18 protein-coding genes and 1 riboswitch are annotated in these 17,474 nt (G+C 44.5%); of the genes, 9 read left to right on the forward strand and 9 right to left on the reverse strand.

Going from position 1 to position 17,474, the window contains the following annotated elements; genetic code table 11:
- Positions 1–200: 200 nt before the first annotated feature.
- Both xylE and DP120_RS09720 read left to right on the forward strand, forming a co-directional pair.
- Positions 201–1,619 (forward strand): D-xylose transporter XylE, encoded by a 1,419-nt coding sequence (gene xylE, locus DP120_RS09715; protein ID WP_112223475.1) that lies wholly within the window; start codon positions 201–203, stop codon positions 1,617–1,619.
- Positions 1,620–1,999: 380 nt separating this feature from the next.
- On the forward strand, positions 2,000–2,287 hold the full coding sequence (locus tag DP120_RS09720) for a hypothetical protein (protein ID WP_112223476.1): 288 nt from the start codon (positions 2,000–2,002) through the stop codon (positions 2,285–2,287).
- A gap of 118 nt (positions 2,288–2,405) precedes the next feature.
- On the opposite strand, the gene DP120_RS18270 is transcribed toward DP120_RS09720, so the two are convergent.
- Entirely contained in the window at positions 2,406–2,705 is a 300-nt protein-coding gene (locus DP120_RS18270) for a hypothetical protein (RefSeq protein WP_165843766.1), read from the reverse strand.
- A gap of 109 nt (positions 2,706–2,814) precedes the next feature.
- Here DP120_RS18270 and yiaA point away from each other — a divergent pair, with 109 nt between their 5' ends.
- From yiaA to DP120_RS09740, 3 genes are all read left to right on the forward strand, one after another.
- Positions 2,815–3,273 (forward strand): inner membrane protein YiaA, encoded by a 459-nt coding sequence (gene yiaA / locus DP120_RS09730; protein ID WP_112223478.1) that lies wholly within the window; start codon positions 2,815–2,817, stop codon positions 3,271–3,273.
- Positions 3,274–3,386: 113 nt separating this feature from the next.
- Positions 3,387–3,971 (forward strand): hypothetical protein, encoded by a 585-nt coding sequence (locus DP120_RS09735; protein WP_112223479.1) that lies wholly within the window; start codon positions 3,387–3,389, stop codon positions 3,969–3,971.
- A 55-nt stretch (positions 3,972–4,026) separates the two neighbouring features.
- Positions 4,027–4,992 carry a DMT family transporter gene (locus DP120_RS09740; RefSeq protein WP_112223480.1) on the forward strand — a complete coding sequence of 322 codons (966 nt, stop codon included), beginning with the start codon at positions 4,027–4,029 and terminating at the stop codon, positions 4,990–4,992.
- 69 nt (positions 4,993–5,061) lie between these two features.
- On the opposite strand, the gene DP120_RS09745 is transcribed toward DP120_RS09740, so the two are convergent.
- Positions 5,062–5,574, reverse strand: a complete 513-nt coding sequence (locus DP120_RS09745) for a zinc metalloprotease (RefSeq protein WP_112223481.1) — start codon at positions 5,572–5,574, stop codon at positions 5,062–5,064.
- A gap of 293 nt (positions 5,575–5,867) precedes the next feature.
- Here DP120_RS09745 and DP120_RS18465 point away from each other — a divergent pair, with 293 nt between their 5' ends.
- Together DP120_RS18465 and ystJ are read left to right on the forward strand one after the other, a co-directional pair.
- Positions 5,868–6,014: a hypothetical protein gene (locus tag DP120_RS18465; RefSeq protein WP_165843767.1), complete on the forward strand. Its 147-nt coding sequence runs from the start codon at positions 5,868–5,870 to the stop codon at positions 6,012–6,014.
- Between the two features lie 148 nt (positions 6,015–6,162).
- Positions 6,163–7,377 (forward strand): NADP-dependent malic enzyme, encoded by a 1,215-nt coding sequence (gene ystJ, locus DP120_RS09755; protein WP_112223483.1) that lies wholly within the window; start codon positions 6,163–6,165, stop codon positions 7,375–7,377.
- Positions 7,378–7,473: 96 nt separating this feature from the next.
- On the opposite strand, the gene DP120_RS09760 is transcribed toward ystJ, so the two are convergent.
- From DP120_RS09760 to DP120_RS09785, 6 genes are all read right to left on the reverse strand, one after another.
- On the reverse strand, positions 7,474–8,298 hold the full coding sequence (locus DP120_RS09760; RefSeq protein WP_165843768.1) for an STAS domain-containing protein: 825 nt from the start codon (positions 8,296–8,298) through the stop codon (positions 7,474–7,476).
- Positions 8,299–8,342: 44 nt separating this feature from the next.
- On the reverse strand, positions 8,343–9,365 hold the full coding sequence (locus DP120_RS09765; RefSeq protein ID WP_112223485.1) for a sodium-dependent bicarbonate transport family permease: 1,023 nt from the start codon (positions 9,363–9,365) through the stop codon (positions 8,343–8,345).
- 160 nt (positions 9,366–9,525) lie between these two features.
- On the reverse strand, positions 9,526–9,900 hold the full coding sequence (locus DP120_RS09770) for a Na-translocating system protein MpsC family protein (RefSeq protein WP_112223486.1): 375 nt from the start codon (positions 9,898–9,900) through the stop codon (positions 9,526–9,528).
- A gap of 580 nt (positions 9,901–10,480) precedes the next feature.
- The gene (locus DP120_RS09775) at positions 10,481–11,608 is read right to left on the reverse strand and encodes a 5-methyltetrahydropteroyltriglutamate--homocysteine S-methyltransferase (protein WP_112223487.1); all 1,128 of its coding nucleotides are present in this window, start codon (positions 11,606–11,608) and stop codon (positions 10,481–10,483) included.
- A gap of 45 nt (positions 11,609–11,653) precedes the next feature.
- Positions 11,654–12,826, reverse strand: a complete 1,173-nt coding sequence (gene metC, locus DP120_RS09780; RefSeq protein ID WP_112223488.1) for a cystathionine beta-lyase — start codon at positions 12,824–12,826, stop codon at positions 11,654–11,656.
- A complete protein-coding gene (locus DP120_RS09785; protein WP_112223489.1) occupies positions 12,823–13,944 on the reverse strand; it encodes a methionine biosynthesis PLP-dependent protein in 1,122 nt (373 codons plus the stop codon). Before DP120_RS09785 ends, metC begins: the two co-directional genes overlap by 4 nt.
- 74 nt (positions 13,945–14,018) lie before the next feature.
- Positions 14,019–14,123: riboswitch (SAM riboswitch) on the reverse strand.
- A gap of 259 nt (positions 14,124–14,382) precedes the next feature.
- Between DP120_RS09785 and DP120_RS09790 the strand changes: the two genes are divergently transcribed.
- Positions 14,383–15,150 (forward strand): toxin regulator, encoded by a 768-nt coding sequence (locus DP120_RS09790; RefSeq protein WP_112223693.1) that lies wholly within the window; start codon positions 14,383–14,385, stop codon positions 15,148–15,150.
- Between the two features lie 117 nt (positions 15,151–15,267).
- Here DP120_RS09790 and DP120_RS09795 read toward each other — a convergent pair whose 3' ends face one another.
- A complete protein-coding gene (locus tag DP120_RS09795; protein WP_112223490.1) occupies positions 15,268–16,197 on the reverse strand; it encodes an AAA family ATPase in 930 nt (309 codons plus the stop codon).
- Positions 16,198–16,418: 221 nt separating this feature from the next.
- On the opposite strand from DP120_RS09795, the gene DP120_RS09800 reads away from it, so the two are divergent.
- Positions 16,419–17,195 (forward strand): Ltp family lipoprotein, encoded by a 777-nt coding sequence (locus tag DP120_RS09800; protein ID WP_112223491.1) that lies wholly within the window; start codon positions 16,419–16,421, stop codon positions 17,193–17,195.
- Positions 17,196–17,474: the final 279 nt, after the last annotated feature.

Raw genomic sequence — 17,474 nt, forward strand, 5'->3', positions numbered from 1 at the left:
TTTCGCATTGCGGGTGTTTTTCTCGTTTTAGCCAGTCTTATAGATAGGTAATATAAATAAAAGCCATAAGAGTATTACAGAAAAAATGCGGAATCTTTGTTTATTCATTGCACTAAGTTAATGGATATTGATAGAATATATGATAGCGTTTACAAATTGAGAGGAGGAGAGAGCAAAAATATACTGCTCTCGATAGCCAGATGAAAAACTCTAAGATTTTATACATCGTGGGAATTACTTTAGTAGCAACATTGGGAGGTCTTTTATTTGGTTATGATACAGCTGTTATCTCTGGTGCAGAAAGTTCGCTGCAGACATATTTTGCTGAAAGTCTCGGACTCAGTTCGTTCGTCCATGGGCTAACCGTTTCGAGCGCGCTGATTGGCTGCATCATCGGCGGGTTGCTGTCAGGTTATTTTTCTTCAAAAATTGGACGGAAATATACATTGATTGTGGCTGCATTTTTATTCCTGATTTCTGCACTCGGATCTGCTTATCCTGAGTTCTTATTCTTCACACCAGGAGAGCCGTCCATCGCTTTACTGGCCACGTTCAACTTTTACCGGATTATCGGCGGAATCGGGGTCGGTCTCGCTTCTGCGGTGGCTCCGATGTACATAGGGGAAATTGCGCCTCCGAACTTGAGAGGAAGACTTGTTTCTTTAAACCAATTTGCCATCATCTTCGGAATGCTCGTGGTTTATTTCGTTAACTGGGGCATTGCAAGAGGCGAAACCATGGAATGGCTCAACGAAATAGGTTGGAGATACATGTTCGCTTCTGAAACGATACCGGCTTTCCTGTTTTTCCTGTTGTTGCTGTTCGTTCCGGAAACGCCGAGGTATCTCGTCTCCCAGCATAAAGAAGACAAAGCGATGGGCATTTTGCTTAAAACCTATGATGCGACGATGGCAAAAGCGACTTTATATGAAATAAAAAATTCTTTTGACAATAAAAAGGAAAAATTGTTTGTTTACGGGAAAGGCATCATCTTCATTGGAATTCTGCTTTCGGTATTCCAGCAATTTGTCGGCATTAACGTGGCACTGTACTATGCCCCGAGAATATTTGAAAGCATGGGCGCCGCACGTGATGCTTCCTTATTCCAAACGATTGTCATGGGTCTGGTTAATGTTATCTTCACGATCATCGCGATTGTGACAGTGGATAAAGTGGGCCGCAAGCCGTTATTGATCATCGGTTCAATCGGAATGGCGATCGGGATGTTCGGTGTTGCCGGCCTCGCGTTATTCGAGCAAATCGGAATAGCGACTTTGGTCTTCATCATCATCTACACAGCTTCATTCATGATGTCATGGGGCCCAGTTGTGTGGGTATTGCTGTCTGAGATTTTCCCGAATAAAATCAGGGGACAGGCACTGGCGATAGCTGTTGCATTCCAATGGGCCGCAAACTATTTTGTCTCTTCGACTTATCCGGCGATGATGGAAGTGAGCGGGGCGATGACATACGGAATCTATGGGATTATGAGCATCCTTTCAGGGCTGTTTGTCTGGAAGTTCATCCCTGAGACAAAAGGTAAATCACTGGAAGAGCTTGAAATTCTTTTGAAAAAATCACAAGGCGTGAAGAACGAAGTGGTTGAAAAAGCTATATAAGCTGTATCAAAGCCTAACCAAAACAAGTGATAGTACACAAAAAAGAGGTTCCTGATCATCACGATCAGGAACTTCTTTGTTAATTCTTCTATGATTTAAATAATACATCACTCTTTTTTAATCGATCAGCAACTGAAGAGGGAGCAGGTTTTTCACATGTGCTTCCCATTTGATAAAACCGGATTACTGATTTGCCAAGATTATCAAAAAGCTTATTCGGCAAAGAAAAAAACACAGTAAAAAAGCTGGTGCACCAAGCATTCGTCCGTATTCTGGGTTGTTTGCAACACTTGTCATCCTTTTGACAAGGTTAAATCTTCGCCAAACGGGAAAACCAATAGAAATACCGAAATACCACTTGCCGCTTAGGAGGAGATTTTATGAGAAAAGATACATTGCAATTAGTTCTGTATGCCGGGGCAACTGCTGTCAGCATGTTTATGTTGGTTAAAACGTACAATAAACGCCAGAATACGTATTGGGTATATGAAGACCATGATATGCGAAACAGTGATGACGCAGACTTGCGGGAGAGTCCGAACGCAGACGTCGATCCTGCTGAAAAAGGCCTTTCCGAACTGGATTCCGCATTCCGCGCTGAATGGGTATCAATCGGTTATCCACAAACCCACCGTGAAATCGAAGAGAATGAAAACTGGAATAACTAATAGAAATCGCATCTGCCGACTTGGCAGTTGCGTTTTTTTTGATTGCTTCAACACAATAAAACCAGCCAGCAAATCATGAGCGATTTGCTGGCTGGTTTAGATTTGGTTTAGTTATAGCTTAAGGCATCCGGTTATTTTTTGTGTCAATTAATATATTGTTTTCGTCTGGAACATGTTCATTGTCTTTTATCGACTGATTTTTTTGTTCCTCTTGATTGAAATCCTGTTCTTGCGAACTCTCTTGTTTTTTTTCGTCCACAATTTCTTTCATTTTTTCGATATTCTTTTCCTGTTCGGAAGATTGGTGATTGCTCATTTGAATCTCTCCTTCATTCCTATTTTTATTAGTATTCCCGGTAGGTAAGGAGATAAACGTTGACAATTTGCCGCCATCAGCTTTGAAAAATTTTCCTTTCATCAGTCGTTCTAAAGGCATATCCATATGGTAGAATAATCGTAATAATGAATTTTATTAGATTGAATCAGGGGTGCAAGATTTGCATTATCAAAAGACAGGGGCTGGATGTATGTTGGGGGAAAGAGAAGAAGATGTGTTCACGAAGAAACCGGCGGAGAAACGCAGGCTGGGTGAACCGACAGGCGCGTTCAAAGGCGCGGCTTGGGGAGCGTTGCTGATCGGCGTATCGTCATATTTGATCGGTTTGTACAACGCTGGGATGGAATTGAACGAAAAAGGCTATTACATCGTATTGCTGATTCTCGGGCTTTACTCTGCGGTATCGCTGCAAAAAGCTGTCCGGGACCGCGACGAAGGAATGAAAGTCACGAACCTATACTACGGCATCAGTTGGTTCGCGCTGATTTCGGCGATTGCGCTTATGGCAATCGGCTTGTTCAACGCCGGCAGCATTGATCTGAGCGAGAAAGGCTTTTACGGCATTTCGTTTGTGCTGAGTTTGTTCGCTGTGGTGACTGTGCAGAAGAACGTGCGGGATACAGAAGAAGCGAAGGATATGGGGGAATAAAAAAGCTGCGATAAGAGGATACTGCATGACGACGGTTCCAAACGATAGCATTAAAGCAGAAGCGTCCGGTTTGTATCGGACGTTTTGTTTTATATATAAGGGGGAGAACGGTGGTGGGAAGTTCAATTAGGACGATATTTATCCTTATGGGTGCTGGTACGGTATTTTATCTGTTTATGAAATACAGTTATTTAGTGGGCTTTCTATTTTTAAATTCGATTACGGGTTCCCTCGTTTTCATAGGAGCAATAATTGGAGCAATCTGGGCAGCAATTAAACTGGATGGTATTATCTCAAAAAGCCGGTATGAATTTCCTCTCCAATCGGCTGCAATCCTGCTAATGTCTTTGTTCTTCGCCTACCAAATGTTTGCTTCCCATTTTTATTCGGAGAAATATCTGAAAGAGGCAGGACTGGAGAAAGTGGAGCAGATGTTCGAACTGGGAGAACTGAATCTTGATGAAAACGAATTGCGTGCCAGGGCAGAAAAAATTGCTGTAAAAGAGTCGGCCTACATGATGTCGTTATATGGCATTAATTCGCGTCCCGCTGGAGTCGAAGAATTGGAAGTCCTGGAATTCAAACGCAGGTATCATGCATTCGATTTGGTGGTCGGCGGCGAGGGCAAAAGCGAGAGCTACACCTTTACTCGTGATGGACTCGACTTCAAAATCAGCGGTAATTCGGTAATGGAATAAAGTAAGGTAGATATGTCACCGAGGAAATATACAGATGAGAACGGGAGGGAGTCACTTGCGGCCAATCATAATCGGAGTCTTTTCAGCATTCTTTTTCGCCTTTACATTTGTACTCAATGCATCGATGGAAGCCACCGGAGGCAGCTGGATCTGGAGTGCCTCGCTCAGGTATTTTTTCATGGTCCCATTTTTAATAGCTATCGTGCTCATGAGGAAAAACCTGCGGCCTGTATTCAGTGAAATGAGAAAACAGCCAGGTAAATGGCTGTTATGGAGCTTTGTCGGATTCGGCTTGTTCTACGCGCCTCTCTGTTTTGCCGCTGCCTATTCACCTGGCTGGCTGATTGCCGGAACATGGCAGATCACGATTGTTTCAGGCGCTTTACTCGCTCCATTATTTTTTACAACCATACATACGCCGGGAGGCACCCGGAAAGTGAGAGGGAAGATTCCGGTCAAAGGGCTGCTTATGTCATTGATCATTCTGCTTGGCGTGGCGTTGATGCAAATGGAACACGCCAAGCAATTGTCATTGGAAAACATATTGTTTGGAATTGTACCGATTCTCATCGCTTCATTTGCCTATCCGCTCGGAAACCGCAAAATGATGGAAGTGTGCGAAGGGCGGCTGGACGCTTACCAACGGGTACTGGGGATGACAATCGCAAGTCTGCCTTTATGGTTCCTGCTTTCAGCGTTCGGCATTTTCACCGTCGGAATGCCAAGCGGCAGCCAGGCTTTCCAGTCATTGCTGGTGGCCATTTTCTCAGGCGTAATCGCCACGGTTCTATTCTTCATGGCGACCGATATGGTAAGGGGAAGCATGTCGAAACTTGCAGCAGTGGAAGCAACGCAGTCAATGGAAGTTCTCTTTGCCTTAGCGGGTGAACTGCTGTTTCTGTCCATCCTGTTCCCGTCGCCGATATCCTGGCTCGGTATCGTCATTGTGATTCTGGGCATGATTTTGCATAGTTATGTTTCGAGTGTGAGAGCGGAGAAGCTTGTTAAGCAGGCGGTGTAGTTCTTTTTTTGGATTGCTCTTTTAGATGAATTAAAGGACTTCCGTTTTTTCGGAAGTCCTTTTTGCTTTTTATGAAACTGCTTTAGCTTCTTTTTTCATTTCTTTGAAATCGTTTAAGATATATATCCCATCGGATTTTTGACCGCCTAAATTCTGCATGAATGAAGGGTAAGTGATAGGAATTATCGTAAAGAAGAATACAGATAAACTAACGAATGCTATTCTGTTTAGAATGATTCCCGGAACGCCGGCAATAAAATATGAGCAGCTTAAGAGTGCTATAAAAGCAATCAATGAAGCGAGCGGTCCACCGGCACTAAACAAGAGATTCTGTTTATGCGTGGCGGGCGGCAACTCATCTGGGTTCCCAATTACGCAGCGACCTGAAAAGGCGATGGCCAGATAACATGTCAGTCTTCCAAGGCGAAGCTTCAGCTTATTCTCTTTAGTAATCGCCCCTAAATAAATTTCGGCTTTTGCTTTCTTGTTTCGCAAGAGCAGTGGAATGGCATGCCCAAGTTCATGAATGAAAAGTGCTGTGTTAAGGATAAGCAGCACTGTAATTACTTCTAAAAGAAACATTAAATGCAACCTCCATTTCACTATGTATAAAAATTCCTTTTCTTTATTACGGGAGGAAGGCAGGGGAAGTTTCAATTTGGATAGAAATTACCGATTTTATAAGTAATTTTTATCCAGAATTAGAAACAGTATTGCCAAGTCAGTGGTAACATGAAGAGAAGTGAGAAACAGTTTTTCTTGAAGAAATCAACATCTGGAGGGGACTTATGGTTTCGTATAATAATTCTAAGGGACATAAGAGTACTCCTGCCAGAAAAGCGGCTGAAAGAACTTTTGCTTTCTTTTTACTGGTCTTGTTAAGTCATACAATCTACGGATTCTATAAGGATTTCACACTCAACGCTTCGTTCTATATTATGATCGGCGGTTTGGTTTTCTTTTTTGTGAATGATTATTTGTTGGGGCGGTTTTCGAAGGATGAAGAGAGTGAAGAAATGTGATAGTGAGTGAATCCTTATATTTTTTGCCGTATGCCTTTTTTATTACCTCTCATCCAAAAGTCTGAATATTCTTTAATTTAAGCCTAAACTCTTCTATTCTCCTCTAATTTCTATATAATGAACAATTATGGAATAGGGAGTGGAAGCGATGACGAAATTGAGACAGGAAGCGCTGCAAATGCATCGGGAGCATCAGGGGAAACTGGAGATTGTTTCAAAAGTCGCTTTGCGAAATGAGTATGATTTGAGTTTGGCTTACTCTCCCGGCGTCGCTGAACCGTGCAAGGAAATTGAGCGGGATAAAGCGGCAGCATACGATTATACGATGAAAGGCAATACGGTCGCTGTGCTGACGAATGGTACGGCGGTGCTCGGCCTTGGCAATATTGGACCGGATGCTTCGATGCCAGTCATGGAAGGGAAAGCGGCACTGCTGAAAAGTTTTGCCGGCGTGGATGCATTTCCCATCGCTTTAAAGACGGAGGATCCGGAAGAGATCATTCGGACGGTGAAATTGCTTGAGCCGGGATTTGGCGGTGTGAACTTGGAAGATATCAAAGCTCCTGAGTGTTTTATTGTCGAAGATCGGTTGAGAAAGGAAATGGATATTCCGGTGTTCCATGATGACCAGCACGGCACGGCGATTGTTACGCTGGCCGGTTTGATCAATGCGCTGAAATTAACGGGCCGTTCCGTGGAAGAAACGAAAGTGGTCGTCAATGGAGCGGGTGCCGCCGGAATTGCGGTGGTGAAATTGCTGAGTGGCTACGGTTTTCCGAATATCATTATGTGCGATACCAAAGGCGCGATTTATGAAGGCCGCCCGAATGGCATGAACCCATATAAAGAGCAGGTTGCGGCAATCACTAATTTCAATAAAGAAGACGGCCAACTGGCAGATGTAATCCAGGGAGCTGATGTCTTTATCGGCGTTTCGGCTGAGGGGGCGCTGACACAGGACATGATCCGCTCCATGAATGCTGAACCGATTATTTTCGCGATGGCCAATCCGAATCCGGAGATTCTGCCGCATCTGGCAAAAGAAGCGGGCGCGCGCGTTGTTGGCACCGGCCGTTCTGATTTCCCTAATCAAGTCAATAACGTCCTTGCGTTTCCGGGCATATTCCGGGGGGCGCTCGACGTGCGGGCAAGCGATATCAATGAAGCGATGAAAATTGCCGCCGTTAGAGCGATTGCCGGCTTGCTGGAAGAAGATGCGCTTCACGACGATTATGTCATCCCGGCGCCTTTCGATCCACGGGTTGCACCAGCCGTAGCTAAAGCTGTTGCGCAGGCTGCTGTCGAGACGGGTGTGGCGAGGAAGCCGTTGGCTGAGAAGGTCGAAGTGTTTTCAGATAAATAATAGTTGAAAGACAGCCGTGCTCTGGGAGCATGGCTGTCTTTTGGTTTGTGGCACGATAAACTTGTCGTCGGTACCTGTAATTTTATTTCTTCGCAGCTATTGAAGGTTTTCCTTTTTCAACGCCTGGACTAGCGTATTGGAAATTTCAATATTGCTGGCGTCGAAGTTTGATTGAATGAAAAGTTTTGCAATATCCGGGCCGATGCCTGTAAGGACCGTTTTCACACCAAGGATTTTCAGGCCATTAAATAAAAGGAAGAGCTGCTGCGCATCTCTTTGGTCGGTCATTCGAACGCCTGACAGGTCAATGAACAGCTTTTCCAATTTGGCGTCGCAGCATTTTTGCAGTGTTTTTTCACAGATAATCTGAGATTCGTGTTCAGTGATTTTCCCGGTGATGGGAAGCAAACCTGTACGTTCGGTAAGAAGAAGGAGTGGTGCGATCAGTTCCGCAATCGATTCCGGTCGGCCATCGATTCTTTGCTGTAACACGGCTGAATGCTGAACAGTGTATTGCAAAATGAGTTTATTGAAGGCTGCTGTCACTTCCTGATTCCAGGCTGTTACTTCTTCCTGGGCAATTTGATTACGATACAGCGAGACAAATACTTCGATCAGCTGCAGATACTCTTTTTGCACGTGGAAAAGTTCATCCAATGCTAACGGAAGAGAAGTGGCTAAGATTTCCTCATCCTTCGGCGAACGGATAATCCACTCCCGGAAATTTTCCTGGAATTCATCAAACTCTTTCGTGATCAATGAACGAAACAGCAGATGAAAATCGGTATCGTACTCTCCGGGTTTTTCCGGTAATTCCGAGGTGAAAGTAACAACGATTTCATCGGATTTCTCGTTATTCTCTTCAGCAGTTTCCTGGTTATTCTCAATGAAATAATCCTGTAGTTTTATATCCTTCAGCATTGTTGTTCCACCTTTCTTTAATTGCATCCGTAATTCATTCGAAATTACTGGCTAAACTGTGCTAAAGCAAAATAAAAAGGGATTCCAACGATTAAGTTGAAAGGGAATGTAACGCCAAGAGACAGGCCGAGGTATATCGACGGGTTCGCCTCCGGAACGGACGTCCGCAAGGCTGCTGGAGCAGCGATGTATGAAGAACTTCCCGCAAGTACACCCATTAGGACAACTCCTCCAAGGGAGAGGCCGACCCAGTTTCCTACCATGACACCTGCGCTGCCTCCAATCAGCGGAACACAAAGCCCGAATAATAGTATCTTCCAGCCGTGTTTGCTGATTTCAGGAAGGCGTTCTCCTGCGATTAATCCCATATTCAATAGGAAGAGAATTAATATGCTTCCATAAAGGTCGATAAACAGCGGTTTGACAATGGATTCAGCGGTTTGTCCCACCAGCAGGCCGATGATCAGGCTGCCCATTAACAGCAGAACACTTTTGCCTAACAAGCTGTCCCGCAGTACTTCCTTGTCAAATAAATTCATGAAGGAAACCAAATTCAGCCTAACTTTTCGCGGATTGCCTGGAGCTGTAATTAAATCCCCTGGATCAGTTTTATGCAAAATCCGCAACAGCAGCAGGGAAATAATGATGGCCGGACTTTCCAATAAAACCACCAGTGCATTCATGAAGCCTTCATAGCCGATCTCTTTCTTTTCAAGGAAAGAGATGGCAGCCCCGTAAGTGACAATACTGACGGAACCATACGTGGCAGCCAGTCCGATGGAGTTATGGAGATCCATTTTCATGAATAGCAGCGCGACCAATACAAGAATCGGAATGATAATGCCCAAAAACAGGGTTCCTAAAATAGGCTTAATGACGGTGTGGAGTTCATAATGGGATAGCTCCATACCGCCTTTGATGCCGATTGCCACCAACAGATAAATACTCAGTGCCTCACTTAAGCCAGCGGGGAATTTCAAATCGGATTTAACTAAAGCAGCAATTACCCCCAGTACAAAAAATAATACGACAGGGGATAATAAATTCTGAATCATGATATCGTACATTCTGATCATTTCTCCTTTATTTCCGGGTTAATTGTCCAGATTTCTGCATAAAAAAACCGGTATTAGTCAACAGGCAATGATAACGCTCATCATCGCCTATTGAATAACACCGGTTTACCTGCAGCTCAAGTTGCCTTGTTCTGAAAGTCTCCCATTATTCTTATTGTAATTTTTCCTGCAGATTCCCGGATAGCCTGAATACCATGATGCGTTCTCCGGTATGGGTGCTGATATCGGTATGGAAGCTTTTCACTTCTTCTCCCGTCAACTCCCGTATGACATTCCCTAAAAAATCACGCCCGGATTCCACTAAATCCGAACGCATTCTTTTAACGGCTAACAAACCTTCTTTTGCATCACATAATTTATATTCTGCAGGCGTCAAGACACCACTCAACGAAACAACCAGCATATCCCGGAGAATGTCCGTTTTTACAGAAACAGAGCCTCTTCCTAAAAAGTCTTTCTCCCATTGTGTCAATGTCTTGCTGATCTCCGCTTCCAGAGATCCTTTTGTCCATTTGGTATGCTCCATCAACTGTCTCCCCTTATAAAGAAAAACGGCATACTTCTATTCCTGCAATACATGCAGAGATAAAAATATACCGTCTGATCCCACTCTTAACCAATGATTCCCCAAACTTTTTCATCCAATCAATAAGTGACTTATTAACTGCCTGCTCAAGCCTGAAACAACATCTGGTTACCAGTTTAAATTTTACGGCTATTCTGTTGAAGTAATCTTATCTAATCTGTTTTATTTTGTCAACAGCGTACTTTTCGTGGTAGGGAACGTACTGTAAAGACTGTTCTGGCGGTAATGTGCTTTGGTGGAAATGCTGCTTTTGTGCTAGGCAAAGGAAGTTTTAAATGAGATTGGGAATAAAATTCTGTGGAGTAGGGGAATCGCTGATAAACGGTGAAAAACCGCTGATAAAGCTCCAATAATCGCTGATAAAGCTCCAAAAATCGCTGATAAACTCATGAAAATCGCTGATAAATTATGAATCGACGATAAAAGGAATAAAATCGACGATAAACACCAAAAAACCGACGATAAAACTCCATACACAAAAAAAAGGCAAGCGCAACCAGCGCTTGCCTTCCTCATTATTTCACTCTCCAAATATCTCTTCAGAAACTTCCACGATATAGCGCAATTTCTCCCATTGCTGCTCTTCCGTGAGTTTATTGCCATGATGTGTTGATGCAAATCCACATTGCGGACTGATACAGAGCTGCTCTAATGGCACGTATTGAGCGGCTTCCGCAACGCGTGCTTTGATAGCATCCTTGTCTTCAAGCTCACCGTTTTTCGAAGTGAAGACTCCCAAAACAACGCGAGGGCCGCCGGCTGGAATGTGCTCGAGCGGCTGGAAGCTGCCTGAGCGGTCGTCATCGTATTCGAGAAAGAAGCCGTCGACTTTTTCTTTGGCGAAAAGGGTAGGTGCGATCAGCGCGTAGCTTCCTTCGAATGCCCAGTCGGACTGGTAATTGCCGCGGCAGAGGTGAGTGGTTACCGCAAGATCTTCAGGTTTGCCTTCAAGCACACCGTTTGCGACACGCAGCGCGAGGTCGATCAAAAACTCTCTATTATACTTGCCGTCGTTAAATGGGATTCCCGGTGCCGACAGCCCGGCGATATAGACATCGTCAATCTGGATATAGCGTGCGCCTAAATCATAGAAAGCTTGGAGGGCGTCGCGATAAGCCTGGATGACGTCTTTTGCGTATTCTTCGATGTCCGGATAAATGCTTTCGTCGCGGATGCCCTGATTGAAGAATTGGTTCGGGCTCGGAATCGTCAGTTTCGGGATGGCGCGATCGCCGACAATCTCTTTGAATTCAATGAAATCTTGAATGAAGGGATGGTTTTCATTGAATGAGACTTTGCCGATATTGCGTACGTCGTAGGCTTCGGTCTCGACGTTTTTAAATTTATAGCCATGTTCCGGTGTGTAGCCTTCAAAGCCGTTGATACCAGCCATGAAATCGGTGTGCCAGAACGTGCGGCGGAATTCGCCGTCTGTCACGGCTTTCAAGCCGACTTCGATTTGCTTGTCGACGATGCGTTTGATTTCTGTTGTTTCGACTTCTCTCAATTGCTCTGCAGTGATAACGCCTTCTTTAAAATCTTTTCTTGCCTGATGAATGCTTTCCGGACGCAGCAAGCTGCCGACGTGATCTGCCTTGAAAGGTGCTTTTACCGCTGTTTTCGTTGTTTCTGTGATTGGATTTGTCATGTGAAATTCCTGCTTTCTGTTTTTAGTTTTTATTTGGTGTGAATATTAGTTCGCAATGCTGAGCTTGCTTTTCACTCTAACCTTTTCCAGCGCCTGCTCCAAATCTTCGAGCAGGTCATCGGTATGTTCAAGACCGACGGAGAAACGGAACAGGCCATCGGTGATACCGCGTTTTTCACGTTCTTCTTTCGGCATCGCGGCGTGCGACATAGTCGCGGGATAAGACAGGATCGTTTCGACTGCGCCAAGGCTGACGGCGAAAACCGGAATCCGCAGCGCGTCCTTGAAGATGCGCGCCGCGTTTTTATTCGGCAGCTTTAATGATAGGACGGCTCCGTAGCCGCTTGCCTGCCGCTGTTGGATCGGATTGCCGGGATGGAAGGAGAAGCCGGGATAATAGACTTCTTCCACGACCGGATGGCGATACAGGAATTCAGCGATTTTCTGTGCAGATTCACTCGACTGCTTGAGCCGCGCGCCGAGCGTTTTGATTCCTTGTATCAATAAATAGGAATCCTGTGCGCCGAGCACCGAACCGAAGGAATTTTGGATAAAGCCTAAACGGTCACCGAGCTCCGCGTCTTTTGTGACGGCGAGTCCTGCAGTGATATCGCTGTGGCCGGACAGGAATTTCGTCGCGCTGTGCAGCACGAGATCCGCGCCGAGATCGAGCGGATTCTGGTACAGCGGCGTCATGAATGTGTTGTCGACAAACGTCAGGCAGCTGTTCGCTTTGGCGAGTTTGGCTGCGATTTCGATATCGGTGATGTTCATCACCGGATTGGACGGGGTCTCGATGTAAATCACTTTCGTATTCGGCCGGAAAGCTCGAGCCATTTCATCAAGGTCCGTCATATTGACAAAGGAATGGTCGATTCCGAATTTGCCCAGCACCTCCGTAATAAAGCGGTAAGTGCCGCCGTAGACATCTTCCGATACCAATACGTGATCGCCGGATTCCAGCAGCATGAACGCCGACGAGATGGCCGCCATGCCGGAGGCGAACGCGAATCCCCGCGTGCCGTTCTCGAGTTTCGCGATGGTTTCCTCCAGCGCCTGGCGCGTCGGATTGCCGGAGCGGCTGTAGTCGTATGGCCCGAATTCATCGATGCTTTGCTGATGGAACGTCGACGACAGGTAAATGGGAACATTGACGGCGCCGGTCTGCGGATCAACACCGGCGGAATGGATAAATTTCGTTTCTAAACGGTCGCTCATAATTGCATAACCTCCTTTTCCAGTTTCGCAAAAGCCTGCCGCAAATCTTCTATTAAATCATCTGCCAGTTCAATGCCGACAGAAAAGCGGAGAAGCCGGTTGCAGATGCCGCGCGCAGTCCGTTCCTCGAACGGAATTTCCGCATGGGTCTGTGTGGCGGGATAAGTGATGAAGCTTTCAACGCCGCCAAGACTCTCAGCAAATGTAATGAGCCCGATCTGTTCCAGGAAAGGTCCGACCCATTCCTCTTTTTTCAATCGGAACGACAGCATGCCGCCTTTTCCGGGATAAAGAACATCCGTCACCGCCGGGGATTCATTTAAAAACTGTGCCAGAACTTTAGCGTTCGCTTCGTGCTGACGCATGCGCAGCGGCAAAGTTTTCAGTCCGCGTATCAACAGCCAGGAATCGAAAGGGGACAGGACCGCTCCCGCAGCGTTATGCATGACGGTAAGTTTATTGCAGATTTCTTCACCTTTCGCAGCAACTATTCCGGCCAGCACATCATTATGTCCACCGATGTATTTTGTGGCGCTGTGGATGACAATGTCTGCACCCAGGCCGATCGGCTGCTGGAGGAAGGGAGTGAAAAATGTGTTGTCGACAATCAGCAGGAGATTATGCTTTTTCGCCAGTTCGGCATGTGTTTCAATATCGATTTCCTGCATCAAAGGATTTGTCGGTGTTTCGATGAAAATCGCTTTTGTATTGGCTGTGATTTGTTCTTCGGTGTCCTGGATATCAATGAATCCAGCATAATTGGTTTTGATGCCATATGCTTCAGAGAAGTGATCCAGCAGTCGGTAAGTACCTCCGTATACATCATCCGGAACGAGCAATTCATCTCCCGGACGAAACAGCGAAAGCACTAATTGGATCGCTGCCATCCCTGAACTGCAGGCATATCCGGCATCGGCACCTTCCAGAGCGGCCAAGCCTTCTTCGAGGAGCGAACGCGTCGGGTTTTTGGTCCGAGTATAATCATAGCCCGTCGATTGGCCAAGCCCCTGATGTTCATATGCTGTCGATAAATGGATCGGCGGATTGACCGCTCCTGTTTTTGGATCACTGCGGTTGCCCAATTGCACCAATCGGGTTTCTGGACTCTGCTTCGGCATGGCCATCATCCTTTCAAAATAAAAATAGGGCTTTCTTCAATAAAGAAGAAAGCCCCATATATGGAAATGCATTCTTCTCATCTTCTAGGCTCGCGCCTATTGGAATTAGCACCTTTGCCTATGCAGGCAGGTTGCTGAGACATCAAAGGGCCAAATCCCTCCGTCTCTCTAGATAAGAAATAGATTATTAAGTTAGTTGTTAGCTGATGTGTTTAACAATAAAACAAGTTGGAAGTAAATGCAAGAATATTTGATAAATAAATTTTGAAGGGATGGTGATAGAGGAAATTAAAGGTATAAAGAGGTAAATAGCTAGAATAATATCAGAATAAATAAAAATTAAGTAATATGACATAGTTATTGTAAATTACTGTATTAATGTACTTTCAAGTGTACTATGATTAGTGAAAAGGAAATTGGGAAGAGGGTTTATTGGTGATGGAGAAAGTAACCGCATTTATAAAACGCAGATGGAGATACATTTTAGTAGCGCTTATCGCTGTAATTATTGGAGGAAGTTTTGGTCCTTCTCAGTCTGAAGTAGATGCTTCGACAGATGAAAACCAAAAGAATCAAGAAAAACTTGAGTCAGCAAATAAAGAGTTAGCTACGAAGATTGAAGAACTAGAGTCAACTAATGCGAAATCGACTGAAAAAATCAAAGAATTAGAAGCTAAAGTAAAAGAGGCAGAACCGTTTTTCTTGTTGGAGGAAAAAGAAAGAAAAGCAAAAGAAGCTGAATTAAAGAAAAAAGAAGATGAAGAAAAAGCAAAAAAAGCAGCAGAAGATGCTGCTGCCAAAGAAAAGGCAGATGCAGAAGCTAAAGCCAAAGAAGAAGCGGCAGCTAAAAAAGCTGCTGAAGAAAAAGCCGCTGCCGAAGAAGCAGAAAAAGTTGGGTATGATACTGGCATCACTTACGATCAGCTAGCAAGAACGCCTGATGAATATATTTTCGAAAAAGTAAAATTCAGCGGAACAGTAATCCAGGTCATGGAAGGTGATGGTCTGACGCAAATCAGATTGGCTGTAAATGACGACTACGATACTATCCTTTTTGCTGAATTTGATGCTGCAGTGTTGGATTATAGGATTCTAGAAGATGACACGATAACAATTAGAGGCTTATCCAGTGGCTTGATTACTTATGAATCAACTATGGGTGGTTCTATTTCAATCCCTGGCGTTATTATTGATCAGATAGAGTAACAAGGTAAAAGAATTGAAATTAATAAGTGTAAAAGGCAATTGTGTATACTGAATTTAAATTAGGATAACTAGTTACAATCACCACTTAGAGAAGGAGTGGTGGTTGTTTTCTTTTTCTTATTTAACAATCCTCCACAACACTTCCAGCCGCTCATAATTCTCCAAACCGACCCGCCGCTTCACTTTACCGCGTTTTAATTCCTTGCCGATTTCAAATTCATCTATCAGCAATAAAACATCGTATATAAACCGCAAAGGGAATTGGAGCGATAAGAGCACCGGATAAGCAAGGTAGGCACTGACATGTTCGTAGCCATAGAAGTTATCCTGTTCAATCGGCAGGTTTTTCCGGACGTAAGCTTTGCCGATGTTATGCAGCAGGATAGCCCATGACAGAAATCCCTGCTCATCCGGATCCCTAACTTCTTTTTGTATTTCTTCGATGATTTTATAGTTTTGCTGCAGCAAGGCACGCATTTCTGCAGTTTCTGTCATAGGTATGGTTTCTTCAAAGCTTTTGAAAAACAGTTCATGTTCTCCAAAGGAAAAAGCCTGCTCCTTGAGCTGCTCCGGATTTATTTCCTTAGAGGGTGACATTGATAAAAATCGGATCCAGTCGAGTTTTTCATCCTTTCTCGGCAATTGGAAGGCGCGGATATATCGTTCGATGACGTGGTCGGGCACCCGGTTAACGGCGTGTCGCTGGCTATTGCGCTTTTTGAGCAATGGATAAGAAGTGAGAAAGACGACCGCTTCTGTTTCGGGCTTGAATTTTTCAATCCGGTTCAATATGCTCCTTCTTCTTTTGGATGCCAGGTTTGTGGCATCGTAAATGACATTGCCGCCGTTCTCCAATTGGAGGACGGTCTGCTGGTACATTTTCTCAAACGTATTCTGATAATCGACGGACTCGCCGGGCAACCGGCTTCGGTTCGTGATTTCATCGGAAGAGATATGGAACCAGTCTTCATTTCCTTGAAGAAGGTTGCGGGCATATGTCGTTTTCCCGCTTCCGGGTAAACCAATCAGCATTGTGAATTTCGCCATAGTAATCCCTCTTTCAGCAGACTGATTTCAGTAATAGTTCATCGGTATTTTATTACCCTTTCCTGGAAAAAGAATTCAACACAGCAAAGACGACTCTAAAGAAAATAAATATATTTAATTTATTGGGTAAATCATCCTGTTAACGCTAATTTTGTGTAGTATTTTAGTACTAAACAAATTATGATAAATGAATAGAAACTTAGAAAGAAGGAATATAGCAGATGGATAAAGTAACAGCTTTTGTAAAACGCAAGTGGAGATACATATTAGTGGCATTGATCGCCTTAATTATTGGAGCGAGTTTCGGCCCTTCACAGTCTGACGTGGATGCCTCAGCAAATGACAGCCAAAAGTTGCAGGAAGAACTGGAAGCAAGCAATGCAGAATGGGCTGAAAAAGTTGAAACACTCGAAACGGCTAATGAAGAATCGGCAGCAAAAATAAAAGAGCTCGAAGCCAAAGTTAAAGAGGCGGAACCGTTTTTCTTATTGGAAGAGAAAGAACGGGAAGCAAAAGAAGCCGAGTTGAAGAAGAAAGAAGATGAAGAAAAGGCTAAAAAAGCGGCAGAAGATGCTGCAGCCAAAGAAAAAGCTGATGCTGAGGCTAAAGCGAAGGCGGATGCTGAAGCGAAAGAAAAAGCAAAAGCTGAAGAAGAAGCAAAGGCCAAGGCTGATGCAGAAGCGAAGGCAGAAGCTGCAGCAGCTGCGGTCACGAACTCACAGAAGCAAGCGTTAGCCATGGCTCAGGATTATCTGGATTATACGCCGTTTTCCAAGAGCGGATTGATCGAGCAGCTGGAGTTTGAAGGTTTCAGTAATACGGATGCCTCTTATGCTGCTGAGAACGTAAATGCAGATTGGAGCGCACAGGCAGTGAAAATGGCTAAAGATTACCTCGAATACTCTGCTTTTTCAAGATCAGGTTTGATTGATCAATTACTATTTGAAGGGTTCAGTAACGCTGATGCCACTGCAGCTGTGGACGCTGCGGGATTATAAAACAAGAAATGCTGATTTATCGTAATAAATATTTTTTCTTGCCAACACCCGAGACTTCAATCATCGGGTGTTTTTCTTTTTATACAGCCTCCAATTAAAAAGGTTTCCATCTCTTTCAGCGAAGACTAAAAGGTAAAGGAGCGGATGAAAGTAATGGAACAGGAGTTTTCCTGGGAAATTGAATCTGCGGGAAACGGACAGACATTGTTCATGGAAGGTGACCTTGTGTTTGGCTCAGTTGAATAAGGATTGTGTCGCTCCATAGGAAGTGTGAAATTT

The sequence above is a fragment of the Planococcus halotolerans genome (assembly GCF_003289955.1).
Classification (GTDB): domain Bacteria; phylum Bacillota; class Bacilli; order Bacillales_A; family Planococcaceae; genus Planococcus; species Planococcus halotolerans.